Here is a 12307-nt window from a genome sequence, read left to right as displayed (position 1 = left end):
ATAGCTTTCGAGTGGCCGCCCCGGACTGCCTCCCCGCACCCGGGGCACCGTCCTTCTCCGTTCTCCTTCTCCGTTCACGGCTCCCCCAGGAGGGCCCCATGTGCCTGTTCCCGTACGACGACGACCCCGAGCCCGAGGAACGCGTCCCGGCCGGACTCCTCTACGTGCCCGTCCGGCCGGGAACTGCCGGGGCGGTGGTCCGCCTGTTCCGCACCCCGCTGGGTGCGCGGACCGCGGTCGGGTTCACAGACCCCGGCCGGCTGACGGCCACGCTCGGTGCGGAGCACCCGTGGATCAGGATCTCCGAGCCGGCGCTCCGGGCGATGTCCCGGCCGCTCGGAGTGGACCTGCTGACCGTGGACCCGACGTTCACCGCACCCGCGGTCACCGCATCCCTCACCAGCGGTTCCCCCGCGCCCGCCCCAAGGCCTCGGCGAGCCTCTTCGCCCTCGGCCGCGTGAGAAGGGAGACCGCGCGATGACTGCCGCTGTCATTCCGGCCTCGGCACCGGGTACGGACGGCCTCTCCGTCTGGCCGGCTTCCACGACCCGGCTCGCACACGGCGGCCTGGCCGTCGCCGGCGTGGACCTCGCGGAGGTGGCGGAGCGGTTCGCCACTCCCGTCTACGTCCTCGACGAGGGCGAGGTCCGCGAGCGCTGCCGTACGTACCGGGCCGCGTTCCCCGAGGCAGAAATCCTCTACGCGGCCAAGGCCTTCCTCTCCCGGGCGATGGCGCGCTGGGTGCAGGAGGAGGGCTTGGGCCTGGACGTGTGCTCGGCCGGGGAGCTCGAACTGGCCGTCGTGGCGGGGTTCCCGCCTGATCGGATCGTGCTGCACGGCAACGCCAAGTCGCCGCGCGACCTCGACGCGGCGCTGCGCCTGGGGGTCGGCCGGATCGTGATCGACAGCCCTTCGGAGATCGCCCGCATCGCCGCCGCCGTCGGCCCGGACGGGCGCCAGAAGGTGATGGTGCGGGTGGTGCCCGGCGTCACCGCAGGCGGCCATCACAAGATCCGCACGGGCACCGACGGGCAGAAGTTCGGGCTCTCCCTCAGCGACGGGTCCGCACTGCACGCCGTGACGCGGGTGCTGGCCCAGCGCCGGCTGGAGCTGACCGGACTGCACTGCCACATTGGCTCCCAGATCACCGAGGTCAAACCCTACGTCACCGCCCTGCGCCGCATGGTCGGGCTGATGGCCCGTATCCGCGACGCGCACGGCCGCGTGCTGCCCGAGCTCGACCTGGGCGGCGGCCACGGCATCGCCTACCGGCCGGGCGAAGCGGCCCTGGACATCACCGCGCTCGCCCGCAAGCTGCGCGGCGAGCTGGTCGAGGCCTGTGCGGCAGCCGGGTTGCCGGTCCCCCGGCTGGCCGTCGAGCCGGGCCGGGCCGTCGTGGGGCCGGCCGGGGTGGCCGTGTACCGGGTGCTGGCCGTCAAGCACACCGGGGACACGCTGTTCGCCGCCGTCGACGGCGGGATGAGCGACAACCCCCGGCCCGCCCTGTACGGGGTCCGCTACGCACCCCGGCTGATCGGCCGCGCCTCCACGGCCGCAGCCCGTACGGCCACGGTCGTCGGCCGGCACTGCGAGGCCGGGGACGTGCTCGCGGCCGGGGTGGAACTGCCGGGCGACGTCCGGCCCGGCGACCTGATCGCCGTGCCGGTGGCGGGTGCGTACCACCTCTCCATGGCGTCCGGCTACAACATGGTGGGCCGGCCGCCGGTGGTCGCGGTCGACCAGGGCACCGCCCGGCTCCTGGTCCGGCGCGAGACCCTGGAGGACCTCCGCCTGCGGGACCTCGGAGGGTGAGGCAGGCCCGCCGATCCTGCCGGGCTCCCTGCGGTGGACTGCCCGGCTACGGCTGGTAGACGAGTTCGATCACCATCGCGGCGATGACGCTCCAGACCCCGATCCCGAGCAGCCACAGGGCTTCGAAGACGGCTCCGGTGGCGATGACGGTCAGGCCGACCGTCCCGAGGGCGAGTACGGCCCGGCGGATGCCGAGGTCCGGGCGCGAGCGAGGGGTCACAAGAGCCAGAATCCCGCTGAACGGTCGCCGAGGCGACCGTCCGGCGGAATTCCTGACGGCTTTCATACGCCGCCCGTCGACCGGGGTGTACGTGCGGGCGGCGGCTGAGGTCCGGCTCGGCCACGCGGACGGCCTCTCTGGGTGAGGAGGATGCCGACGAGGCCGTTGGCCGGATCGGCGTACGCGGTGGTGCCCGCTCCGCCATCCCAGCCGAACTGGCCGATGGGCGCGTAGTCGCCGCGATACGTGCGCACCGCTATCCCGAAGCCCCAGCCGCCGTGCTGCCCCTGGCCGTGTGACAGGTGGACGAGGTCGCGGGCGCGCTGCTCCCGGTCCGCCGGCTGCGCGGCGGGGAGGCGGTCGGTCACGGTGAACTCGCCGGTCTGCGGATCGGGAGCGTAGAGGGGCGGCAGCCGGTCGATCTTGTCGGCGGGCACGTGGAAGCCGGTGTCCTTCATCCCCAGCGGCTCGAAGACGCGTACGCGCAGGAATTCCTCGAAGGACCGGCCGGTGACCCTGGCCGCCAGCACCCCGAGCACGTCGTCGCCCACGTTGTACCGCCACCGCTCTCCAGGCTGGTGCATCAGCGGGAGCGTGCCCAGGCGGCGCATCCGCTCGTCCGGCTCCGGCGCCGGCAGCAGCCAGCCGCCCTCCTGGCCGTATACGCCCCGCTCGCACGCTGACTACCGGTACTTGGCAAGACGGATTGGTGCCTGGCCGGCCTGTCCCACCAGGGTTGACGGGGCCCGTTCCGGCGCCTCCCGTCAAGGTGGCGTCAAGAGTTCTCACGCGCCCGTATGGACCCCGTCAAGGCGTCTTAACGCCGGGATGAAGACACGGTTATCTCGTCATCGGCCATATGGCCGATTCATTTCTTCCCTCTTCATCCAGGAGCTCACGGTGGCCGATCTGGCCTTCGTCGTCACCACGGTCGCGGTGTTCGCGCTGGTGGCACTCATCGCCCGGGGGGTGACCAAGCTGTGACCGTCGAAAACATCGTCGGCCTCGCCGTGGCCGTCTCCCTGCTCGGATACCTCGTCCTCGCCCTCGTCAAGCCGGAGAGGTTCTAGCCACCGATGAGTCCCGTTCTCGCTGGTGTGCTCCAGCTCCTCGCACTGATCGCCGCACTTGCGCTGGCCTACCGCCCCCTCGGCGACCACATGGCCAGGGTCTACTCCTCGGAGAAGCACTACCGCCCGGAGAAGTGGATCTACAAGGCGATCGGCGCCAACCCGAGCGCCGAGATGCGCTGGCCCGCCTACCTGCGCGGCGTCCTCGCCTTCTCCGCGGTCAGCGTGCTCTTCCTCTATGCCCTCCAGCGCGCCCAGGGCATCCTGCCCGGCTCGCTCGGCTTCTCCGCGATCGACCCCGACCAGGCCTTCAACACCGCCGCATCCTTCACGGCGAACACCAACTGGCAGTCGTACGCGGGCGAGCAGGCCATGGGCCACGTCGTGCAGACCGGTGGCCTGGCGGTGCAGAACTTCGTCTCGGCCGCCGTCGGCATGGCCGTCGCGGTCGCCTTGGTGCGGGGCTTCGCGCGCTCCCGTACCGGTGAGCTGGGCAACTTCTGGGCCGATCTGGTCCGCGGCACCGTCCGCATCCTGCTTCCCCTTGCCGTCGTCGGCGCGATCGTCCTCGTCGCGTGCGGCGCGATCCAGAACTTCGCCGGCATCCACGAGGTCGGCCAGTTCACGGGCGGTACGCAGCAGTGGAACGGCGGCGCCGTCGCCTCGCAGGAGGTGATCAAGGAGCTGGGCACGAACGGCGGCGGGTACTTCAACGCCAACTCAGCCCACCCGTTCGAGAACCCCAGCCCGTTCTCCAACCTCTTCGAGATCTTCCTGATCCTCGTCATCCCCTTCTCGCTGACCCGCACCTTCGGCCGCATGGTCGGCTCGGTCAAGCAGGGCTACGCGATCCTGGCGACCATGGCCGTCATCTGGGTCGGCTTCGCCGCCCTGATGATGTGGACCGAGTTCGCCGGCAACGGCCCGGCCTTCGAGACCGCGGGCGGCGCGATGGAGGGCAAGGAGACCCGGTTCGGGATCGGCGCCTCGGCCATCTTCTCCGTGTCCACCACGCTGACCTCGACCGGCGCGGTCAACTCCTTCCACTCCTCCTTCACCGGCTTCGGCGGCGGTATCCAGCTGCTGGGCATGCAGCTGGGCGAGATCGCGCCCGGCGGTGTCGGCTCCGGCCTCTACGGCATGCTGATCATGGCGATCATCGCGGTGTTCATCGCCGGCCTGATGGTCGGCCGCACGCCCGAGTACCTGGGCAAGAAGATCGGCACCCGCGAGATCAAGTTCGCCGCCTGCTACATCCTCGTCACCCCCGCCCTGGTCCTCGGCTTCACCGCCGCCGCGATGGCACTGGACACCCCGGCCGACTCGATGACGAACTCCGGCGCGCACGGCTTCTCCGAGATCCTCTACGCCTACACCTCCGGCGCCAACAACAACGGCTCCGCCTTCGCGGGCCTGAACGCCGACACGCAGTGGTTCAACTCGACCATCGGCATCGCGATGCTGCTGGGCCGCTTCCTGCCCATGGTGTTCGTCCTGGCCCTGGCCGGCTCGCTCGCCGAGCAGAAGCCCGTCCCCGAGACCGCGGGCACCCTGCGCACCGACAAGCCCCTCTACACGGGCCTGCTCGTCGGCACCATCCTCATCGTCACCGGACTGACCTACTTCCCCGCCCTCGCGCTGGGACCGCTCGCCGAAGGGCTCGCATCATGAGCACCGCCACCCCGACCCGTGCCCCGCACGAGGACCTGCCCACCGGCCACAAGCCGCCCGCCGGCCGTGTCGGCGGCGGCCTGTTCGACCCCCAGCAGCTGGTCAAGTCCTTCCCCGACGCGATCCGCAAGCTCGACCCCCGCGTCATGATCAAGTCCCCGGTCATGTTCGTCGTCCTGATCGGCTCGGTGGTCACCACCGTCCTGGCCCTCAAGGACCCGACGGACTGGTTCGGCTGGGCCATCACCGCCTGGCTGTGGCTGACCACGATCTTCGCGAACCTGGCCGAGGCGGTGGCCGAGGGCCGCGGCAAGGCCCAGGCCGACACCCTGCGCAAGGCCAAGACCGACTCCGTCGCCCGCCGCCTGACCACAGGCGGCGGCGAGGAGTCCGTACCGGGCACCGAGCTGAAGATCGGTGACCTGGTGGTCTGCGAGGCCGGCGACACCATCCCCGGCGACGGCGACGTCGTCGAGGGTGTCGCCTCCGTGGACGAGTCCGCGATCACCGGCGAGTCCGCACCCGTCATCCGCGAGTCCGGCGGCGACCGCAGCGCCGTCACCGGCGGTACGAAGGTCCTCTCCGACCGCATCGTCATCAAGATCACGACCAGGCCGGGCGAGACGTTCATCGACCGCATGATCTCCCTCGTCGAGGGCGCGGCCCGGCAGAAGACACCGAACGAGATCGCGCTGAACATCCTTCTCGCGTCCCTCACGATCGTCTTCCTGCTCGCGGTCGTCACGCTCCAACCGTTCGCGATCTACGCGGGCGCCGAGCAGTCGATGATCGTGCTGACGGCCCTGCTGGTCTGCCTCATCCCGACCACCATCGGCGCGCTGCTGTCGGCCATCGGCATCGCCGGCATGGACCGCCTCGTCCAGCGCAACGTCCTGGCCATGTCCGGCCGCGCGGTGGAAGCCGCGGGCGACGTCTCGACGCTGCTGCTCGACAAGACCGGCACCATCACCCTCGGCAACCGGCAGGCTTCCGAGTTCGTGCCGGTCAAGGGCACCACCGCGGCCGAGTTGGCCGACGCAGCCCAGCTGTCCTCGCTGGCCGACGAGACCCCCGAGGGGCGTTCCATCGTCGTCCTGGCCAAGGAGAAGTACGGACTGCGCGAACGCCACCAGGGCGAACTCGCCCACGCCGAGTGGATCGCCTTCACCGCCCAGACCCGTATGTCGGGCGTGGACGTCGACGGCCGGAAGACCCGCAAGGGCGCGGCCGGCTCCGTCATCACCTGGGTCAAGGAGCAGGGCGGCCAGGTTTCCGACGACGCCGATCTCCTCGCCACCCGCATCTCCGAGGCCGGCGGCACCCCGCTGCTGGTCGCCGTCCGGGACGAGAAGGGCGCCCGCGTCCTGGGGGTGATCCACCTCAAAGACGTGGTCAAGGAGGGCATGCGCGAGCGGTTCGACGAGCTGCGCCGCATGGGCATCAAGACCGTCATGATCACGGGTGACAACCCGCTGACGGCCAAGGCCATCGCCGAAGAGGCCGGCGTCGACGACTTCCTCGCCGAGGCCACCCCCGAGGACAAGATGGCCCTCATCAAGCGGGAACAGGCCGGCGGCAAGCTGGTCGCCATGACCGGCGACGGCACCAACGACGCGCCCGCCCTGGCGCAGGCCGACGTGGGCGTGGCCATGAACACCGGCACCTCGGCCGCCAAGGAGGCCGGGAACATGGTCGACCTGGACTCCAACCCCACCAAGCTCATCGAGATCGTCGAGATCGGGAAGCAGCTGCTCATCACGCGCGGTGCGCTGACCACCTTCTCCATCGCCAACGACGTCGCCAAGTACTTCGCGATCATCCCGGCCATGTTCGCCGTGGTCTACCCCGGCCTCGACAAGCTCAACGTCATGGGCCTGGCCTCCCCCGAGTCCGCGATCCTGTCCGCGGTCATCTTCAACGCACTGGTCATCATCGCGCTGGTGCCGCTCGCCCTCAAGGGCGTGCAGTACAAGCCGACCAGCGCCGACAAGATGCTCCGCCGCAACCTCGGCCTCTACGGACTCGGCGGCCTGATCGCCCCGTTCATCGGCATCAAGCTCATCGACCTCCTCATCTCCCTCATCCCCGGAATCGGCTGATCTGCGATGAACAACTCTGTAGGCAACACGGCACGGTTGGTCGGAGCCGGCCTGCGCGCCCTGCTCGTCCTGACCGTGATCTGCGGCGTCATCTACCCGCTCGCCGTCACCGGTATCGCCCAGGCTCTGTTCAACGACAAGGCCAACGGCTCCGAGATCAAGGACAAGAGCGGCCGGGTCGTCGGCTCCTCCCTCATCGGACAGACCTACAACCTGCCGAAGAAGGACCCGAACGACGCCGAAGAGGCCGCGAGGCCCGACCTGAAGTGGTTCCAGCCCCGCCCGTCCAACGGCTTGGGCACCAACAGCGCCAACACGCAGTACTCCCTGCTCCTGTCCGGTGCCACCAACCGTTCCGCCGACAACGGCGCCGTGAACGGCCGGTGCACCAGGGACTCCGAAGAGGGCACCCTCTGCGCACAGGTCATCGCCGCCGAGGACGCGGTCGTCGCCGACAACTCGACCTCCACCCACAAGGTCAGGCCCGAGGACGTGCCGGCAGACGCGGTCACCTCCTCAGGCTCGGGCCTGGACCCGCACATCTCGCCGGAGTACGCCAAGCTCCAGGTCCACCGGGTCGCCGAGCAGAACAACCTCGACGTCAAGCAGGTCGAGAAGCTCGTCGCCGACCACACCATCGGCCGGACCCTCGGCTTCATGGGCGAACCCCGCGTCAACGTCCTCGAACTCAACACCGCCCTCAAGGCACTGGTCGAGGGCTGAGGTTCCACGTCGCACGGACCGGGAGCCGGCAGGACGCGGAATGTCCGCGCCCTGCCGGCTCCCACCACGTGCCGCGGGCCGTCCGCGCACGCCGTGAGCGCAGTGGTCGATCGTGCCGGCGGGCCGGGCTGGGCGGCTGCCCTGTCAGGATCTGCCATGTCTCGGAGGGCGTTCCCTCGCGCGCCTACGGAGGAGGAACACCAGGTTCAGGACGGCGATCAGGCACAGGACGCCGCAGGCAATGGCCATCCCCGTCAGCTCGGTCTGACCGGGGCTCGCCTCGGGTGAGGCGCTGCCGGCCCACAGGCCGAGGGCGGCTGCAGCCAGGGCGAAGAGAGCCAATGCCGCGACCACCAGGATGATGCGGAGGCCCACGGCGCTCTGGGCGGTGGCCGGTTCCGTTCCGGTCCGTTCGAAGTGGCGCCCGATGATGCCGGACCGGGAGCGGGGTACGGGGCGTCCGGAGGGGTGGGATCGATTCATCATGCGCTCCTGTGGAGCCAGGCGGCTCGGCCTGTCTGCCGCCGGCCCGGCCGTCGATTGCGGGGCCGGCTGCGTAACCGTGACGGCTGCCTGCGGTGCCGGTCTGCGCCGCCCGGTACGGAGCCCGTGTCGACTCGGTCCGGAGTGGTGGCGGCCGTCCGGTCCGACCGCTTCCGTCGGCCCCCGCTCCGGCAGGGAGGACTTCCCTCGCCGGCGCCTACCCGGGAAAGCCGGAAGGATACCTGCGCGGGCGGAGAGCCCGAAAACGGCGCCCCCCGGCCCCCCGGCCCCCCGGCCCCCCGGCGACTGTTCACCGGTCGGTGAACCGGTGAATTCCGGTGCGCACCCGCCCGTCGGAGGCTCCCCGCCCGGCGGCGGGCGGAAGGATCGCGATCGAGACGTATCGGAACCGTGCGCGGGATGGGCAGCGGATGACGCGACAGAGCTTGCCGGCCGACCGGCAGAAGAGCAGGGAGCCGGCGGGGCCGGTCGCGGCTCCTCGGACTGCTCACGACGGCGGACCACAAGGTCATCGGCTACCTGTACATGATCACGGCCTCCGTACGTCCAGACGGGATTGATCTGAGCTGTTCCGCCGAGGAGTGCCAGGAGGCCGAAGACCAGCAGGAAGAAGCCCGCCGACTTGGCCGCGAAATGAGGGAACATCGGTCGGCCCACCGCGTTGCGAGCCGTTCTGCCGGGGCCGGCCCACTGCGTGTGCTTCAGGTACGTGACAGGCATCAGGTGCATCGTGATCAGGGCGGCCATCAGTCCGGGAACCAGCAGGATGTGCATCGCGTACAGGCGCGGCAGCAGCGATTCGCCCGGGTACTCCCCGCCGAGCGCTGCCATCTCCAGGTACGTGCCGGCGAACGGAACCGACCCCAGGATGGTCATGGCCGTCCGCAGACCGGTGCCGGACAGCAGGTCGTCCGGCAACGAGTAGCCGGCGGAGCCCTCCAGCAGTGCCAGGAGGAACAGCGACACCCGACCATCCAGTTCGCCTCCCGCGGCTTGCGGAAGGCGCCCGTGAAGAACACCCGCAGCAGGTGCACCGCGATGGCGGCGACGAAGACCAGCGCGGCCCAGTGGTGGATCTGCCGGATCAGCAGTCCGCCCCGCACGTCGAAACTCAGGGCCATGGTCGAGGCGTAGGCCCGGCTCACCAGCTGTCCCCGCAGCAGCGGGTAGCTGCCGGTGTACGGAGTCCTGCCCGTGGTCGGATCGAAGAACAGGGTGAGGTAGACCCCGGTCAGGACCAGCACCGCGAACGTGTACAGGGCGATCTCGCCGAGCAGGAACGACCAGTGGTCGGGGAACGCCTTGCACAGGAGCCGCCGTGCGACGCCGGCCAGGGGCAGGCGGGCATCCGCGGCCCCGAACCCGTGCACGGCCGCTTCGCTCACGCGGGCCCGCCACCGGGCCCGAAGCCTCCGAAGGAACACCCGTCCTCCTGACGTTCCCCGAGGCGGCCGCATGGGAGGGGAGATCGTGGACATCCGCCAGAGAGGGGGATGGAGGTGACTGCCGTGAAGCCGACGTTCTCCCTGGGCACGATCGCCGGCGTGCGGGTGGGCGTGCACTGGAGCGTCCTGGTCATCGTCGCGGTGATCGCACTGGTTCTCTCCGGCCGGCTTCCCGCTGCCCATCCGGGCCGCCCGGGCTGGCAGTACGCGGTCACCACCCTGGTCGCCGCGGCGTTCCTGCTGCTGTCCCTGCTTGCCCACGAACTCAGCCACGCGGTCGTGGCCCGCCGCAACGGCGTCGCCGTCGGGGACATCACGCTGTGGCTCCTGGGAGGCATGGCCCGGCTCGGGGGTGAACCCCCCACGCCCGGCGCGGAAGCGCGCATCGCGGGTGTCGGCCCACTGGTCAGCCTGCTGCTGGGTCTGCTGTTCGGCCTCCTGGCCGGCGCCGCCGCGGCCGCCCTCGGCGCGGGGCTCGCCGTCGAGGCCCTGGCCTGGCTGGGCGGCATCAACGTGCTCCTGGCCGTCTTCAACGCCCTGCCCGCAGCGCCGCTCGACGGCGGACGACTGCTCAGGGCAGTGGTCTGGCGCCGGACCGGGGACCGGCTGCGGGCCACCGCCGTGGCGACGGGCGCCAGCCGGCTGCTGGGCTGGGCACTGGTCGCCGTCGGGCTGCTCCTGGTCCTGCGCGGAGTGCCGCTCAGCGGCATATGGATCGTCCTCGTCGGCTGGTTCCTCGTCGCCGTGGCGACAGCGGAAGGCAGCCAGGCCAAGCTGGAGGAACTGCTGAGCGGGGTCACCGTCGGAGAGGCCATGGGGCGCGACCCGGTGACCGTGCCCGCCTCGCTCGCCGTCGGCCGGTTCCTCGCCGCGCCGCAGTTCCGCTTCCGCCACTCCGCGTTCCCCGTGGTCGACGCCGACCGCCGTCCGGTCGGCCTGGTGAGCGTCAACGCCGCCGCCCGCGTACCGGAGGAAAGGCACGGCACGACGCGAGTGGCCGACGTGATGATCCCGATCGAGGAGGTCCCCACCCCGCACCCCGGCGATCCGCTGACCGGCGTCCTGCCCGTGCTGGAGAGCAGCCCGGCCCACCGTGCTGTCGTCCTGGCGGGCGGCGCGGTCGTCGGCGTGGTCACCAGCTCCGACGTCAGCCGGGTGACGTCGTGGCTTGCCTCTTCCCGGTGGCGGAAGCGGGCCGTCTGAGGGCCGGCCGTGTATGAGGCGCACGCGCGCGGGCAGGTGCCACCGAGAAGGGCTCGGAGGCTCGATCGAGACAGGAGGGCCGGATCATGGAGTGGTGGCTCTGGCTGATCGTGGCGGTCGTCGTCCTCGCGGTGATCGCCATCTCGGCCCTGGTGACGCAGGCGCGTCGGCGTAGGGGCGGGGCGGTGGTCGAGCATCCGCCCACGCGTGGCAGGGGTGAACCGTGATGACGTTTCTCATTCGCATCGGCGACGTCGTCGGACTGCCGGTGGTCACGTTGGAGGGAGATGCGATCGCCCAGGTCAAGGACGTGGTTCTGGATGCGGGGGACGGCCGGGTGACGATGTTCACGCTCAGTGGCCGCGGCCTGCTCGCAGGCCCGCGCCACGAGGTGCTGCCCTGGGCGAACGTCCACGCCCTCGGCTCGGACGCCGTCATGGTCGCCGACCGGTCGGCCGTGGTCGGACCGGACGAGACGGAACAGGCCGAGGCACCGGGCGCCGGTGTGGGCGGCGCTGCCGTCCTCACCTCCGAGGGCGAGCACATGGGCAAGGTCACCGATGTGGTCCTCGACGTGGGTGACGATGTCGCCCGGTCGGTGGGGTACGAGGTGAAACTGGGCCACCGGGAAGCCGGCTGGACCACCGCCCTGCTGCCCGTGCCCCTTCCGCTCGCCGCCACCGACGAGAACGTCGTGGTGCCCGCGATGTCGCTCAGGTTCACGGCAGAGAACCTCGAAGACTTCCCCGAGGCCGCCCGCGGTCTGGAGCAGGCGTTGAAGGAGGCGTCATGAAGCGGTTCGGTGAGGTCCTGCGCATGCCCGTAGTGGTCTCTGACACTGCCGAGCAGCTGGGCCCGGTGACCGGTCTGGTGCTGGCTGCGTCTCCGGCCCGCGTGGAGGCCTTGCGGATGCGTTCCTCTCGCGGCGACGAATTCGTCCCGTGGGAGGCGGTGCGCTCCGTCGGTCCGGACGCGGTCATGGTCACCCGCACGACGGACTCCTTCGCCGAAGCGGACGCGGACGGCCCGTACCACGACCCCCGGGGAAAGGCCCTGTTCACCGACCGGGGGCAGCGTCTCGGAGAAGTCCGCGAGTGCACGTTCGACGAATCCGACGGCGGGTTGGCCGGCCTGACCACGGAGGCCGGGGAGGTCGAGGGCGGCCGTCTCCTCGCAGTGGGCGACTTCGCCGTGGTGGTCAAGGACGAGGAAGCACCGCCCGAATCCACTGACTGAGGCTCAGCCGTCAGGATCAGGCGGGGCGCACAGACCCCGACCCGAAGGAGTCAATGGCGATGAACTGCTACGAGTGCGCCGCCGGATCGGGCCCGCCCCGGGTTGCCGTCGCGGTCTGCCGGGAGTGCGGGGTGGGCCTGTGCACCGGGCACGCCCGCGTCGAGACGCACGAGCTGCTGCGCCCCGCGGGACTGGGCAAGACCACGACGGACCTGCCCGCCCGCCGGGTCGTCTGCCCCGTGTGCGCCGCGGCCGAGGCGAGCGTGCCCGGTCCCGTCTGATCGCCGGGGTCCGGAGCGACCTGGCGGCCGGAGTCGCGGGCCG

The 12307-nt window shown here is 70.9% G+C and carries 14 protein-coding genes and 2 pseudogenes; 12 read left to right on the top strand and 4 right to left on the bottom strand.

The window, feature by feature from the left end; all coding sequences use genetic code 11:
* Positions 1–98 precede the first annotated feature (98 nt).
* Entirely contained in the window at positions 99–461 is a 363-nt protein-coding gene (locus C0216_RS12890) for an SAV_915 family protein (RefSeq protein ID WP_114055409.1), read from the top strand.
* A gap of 16 nt (positions 462–477) precedes the next feature.
* Positions 478–1812, top strand: a complete 1335-nt coding sequence (gene lysA, locus C0216_RS12885) for a diaminopimelate decarboxylase (RefSeq protein WP_114055408.1) — start codon at positions 478–480, stop codon at positions 1810–1812.
* Between the two features lie 46 nt (positions 1813–1858).
* Here lysA and C0216_RS33440 read toward each other — a convergent pair whose 3' ends face one another.
* Together C0216_RS33440 and C0216_RS12880 are read right to left on the bottom strand one after the other, a co-directional pair.
* A complete protein-coding gene (locus C0216_RS33440; RefSeq protein ID WP_162793076.1) occupies positions 1859–2032 on the bottom strand; it encodes a hypothetical protein in 174 nt (57 codons plus the stop codon).
* A 131-nt stretch (positions 2033–2163) separates the two neighbouring features.
* Positions 2164–2706: pseudogene (locus C0216_RS12880) on the bottom strand (serine hydrolase domain-containing protein); the annotation flags it as partial.
* Positions 2707–2860: 154 nt separating this feature from the next.
* Between C0216_RS12880 and C0216_RS33850 the strand changes: the two are divergent.
* The 5 genes from C0216_RS33850 to C0216_RS12860 are packed head-to-tail and all read left to right on the top strand — an operon-like array spanning position 2861 to position 7595.
* Entirely contained in the window at positions 2861–3016 is a 156-nt protein-coding gene (locus C0216_RS33850; protein ID WP_174250387.1) for a hypothetical protein, read from the top strand.
* Positions 3013–3102, top strand: a complete 90-nt coding sequence (kdpF, locus tag C0216_RS12875) for a K(+)-transporting ATPase subunit F (RefSeq protein ID WP_114055407.1) — start codon at positions 3013–3015, stop codon at positions 3100–3102. Before C0216_RS33850 ends, kdpF begins: the two co-directional genes overlap by 4 nt.
* Before the next feature lie 6 nt (positions 3103–3108).
* A complete protein-coding gene (gene kdpA / locus C0216_RS12870) occupies positions 3109–4773 on the top strand; it encodes a potassium-transporting ATPase subunit KdpA (RefSeq protein ID WP_114055406.1) in 1665 nt (554 codons plus the stop codon).
* Positions 4770–6872, top strand: a complete 2103-nt coding sequence (gene kdpB / locus C0216_RS12865; RefSeq protein WP_114055405.1) for a potassium-transporting ATPase subunit KdpB — start codon at positions 4770–4772, stop codon at positions 6870–6872. The genes kdpA and kdpB overlap by 4 nt, the downstream gene beginning before the upstream one ends.
* 6 nt (positions 6873–6878) lie before the next feature.
* Complete coding sequence (locus tag C0216_RS12860) at positions 6879–7595, top strand: potassium-transporting ATPase subunit C (protein WP_114055404.1); 717 nt, start codon at positions 6879–6881, stop codon at positions 7593–7595.
* A gap of 144 nt (positions 7596–7739) precedes the next feature.
* On the opposite strand, the gene C0216_RS34345 is transcribed toward C0216_RS12860, so the two are convergent.
* On the bottom strand, positions 7740–8081 hold the full coding sequence (locus tag C0216_RS34345) for a DUF6343 family protein (protein WP_162793075.1): 342 nt from the start codon (positions 8079–8081) through the stop codon (positions 7740–7742).
* Between the two features lie 555 nt (positions 8082–8636).
* Positions 8637–9523, bottom strand: a pseudogene (locus tag C0216_RS34340) (cytochrome b); the annotation flags it as partial.
* A gap of 75 nt (positions 9524–9598) precedes the next feature.
* Here C0216_RS34340 and C0216_RS12850 point away from each other — a divergent pair.
* The 5 genes from C0216_RS12850 to C0216_RS12835 all read left to right on the top strand — a co-directional run bounded on the left by C0216_RS12850 (position 9599) and on the right by C0216_RS12835 (position 12264).
* Complete coding sequence (locus C0216_RS12850) at positions 9599–10747, top strand: site-2 protease family protein (RefSeq protein WP_246042516.1); 1149 nt, start codon at positions 9599–9601, stop codon at positions 10745–10747.
* Positions 10748–10833: 86 nt separating this feature from the next.
* Positions 10834–10974, top strand: a complete 141-nt coding sequence (locus C0216_RS33845) for a hypothetical protein (protein WP_174250386.1) — start codon at positions 10834–10836, stop codon at positions 10972–10974.
* Positions 10974–11540 carry a PRC-barrel domain-containing protein gene (locus C0216_RS12845; RefSeq protein WP_114055403.1) on the top strand — a complete coding sequence of 189 codons (567 nt, stop codon included), beginning with the start codon at positions 10974–10976 and terminating at the stop codon, positions 11538–11540. Before C0216_RS33845 ends, C0216_RS12845 begins: the two co-directional genes overlap by 1 nt.
* Positions 11537–11983, top strand: a complete 447-nt coding sequence (locus tag C0216_RS12840; protein WP_114055402.1) for a PRC-barrel domain-containing protein — start codon at positions 11537–11539, stop codon at positions 11981–11983. The genes C0216_RS12845 and C0216_RS12840 overlap by 4 nt, the downstream gene beginning before the upstream one ends.
* Positions 11984–12042: 59 nt before the next feature.
* Positions 12043–12264 carry a DUF2180 family protein gene (locus C0216_RS12835; protein WP_114055401.1) on the top strand — a complete coding sequence of 74 codons (222 nt, stop codon included), beginning with the start codon at positions 12043–12045 and terminating at the stop codon, positions 12262–12264.
* The last annotated feature ends 43 nt before the right edge of the window (positions 12265–12307 follow it).

Origin of the sequence: Streptomyces globosus (genome assembly GCF_003325375.1) — a bacterium.
GTDB classification, from domain to species: domain Bacteria; phylum Actinomycetota; class Actinomycetes; order Streptomycetales; family Streptomycetaceae; genus Streptomyces; species Streptomyces globosus_A.
This window is presented reverse-complemented; position numbering and strand designations above follow the sequence as displayed.

Coding starts and splice junctions, on each gene's coding strand:
- C0216_RS12890 (WP_114055409.1), top strand. CDS start 99: ATGTGCCTGTTCCCGTACGACGACGACCCCGAGCCCGAGGAACGCGTC.
- lysA (WP_114055408.1), top strand. CDS start 478: ATGACTGCCGCTGTCATTCCGGCCTCGGCACCGGGTACGGACGGCCTC.
- C0216_RS33850 (WP_174250387.1), top strand. CDS start 2,861: ATGAAGACACGGTTATCTCGTCATCGGCCATATGGCCGATTCATTTCT.
- kdpA (WP_114055406.1), top strand. CDS start 3,109: ATGAGTCCCGTTCTCGCTGGTGTGCTCCAGCTCCTCGCACTGATCGCC.
- kdpB (WP_114055405.1), top strand. CDS start 4,770: ATGAGCACCGCCACCCCGACCCGTGCCCCGCACGAGGACCTGCCCACC.
- C0216_RS12860 (WP_114055404.1), top strand. CDS start 6,879: ATGAACAACTCTGTAGGCAACACGGCACGGTTGGTCGGAGCCGGCCTG.
- C0216_RS34345 (WP_162793075.1), bottom strand. CDS start 8,081: ATGATGAATCGATCCCACCCCTCCGGACGCCCCGTACCCCGCTCCCGG.
- C0216_RS33845 (WP_174250386.1), top strand. CDS start 10,834: ATGGAGTGGTGGCTCTGGCTGATCGTGGCGGTCGTCGTCCTCGCGGTG.
- C0216_RS12845 (WP_114055403.1), top strand. CDS start 10,974: ATGACGTTTCTCATTCGCATCGGCGACGTCGTCGGACTGCCGGTGGTC.
- C0216_RS12840 (WP_114055402.1), top strand. CDS start 11,537: ATGAAGCGGTTCGGTGAGGTCCTGCGCATGCCCGTAGTGGTCTCTGAC.
- C0216_RS12835 (WP_114055401.1), top strand. CDS start 12,043: ATGAACTGCTACGAGTGCGCCGCCGGATCGGGCCCGCCCCGGGTTGCC.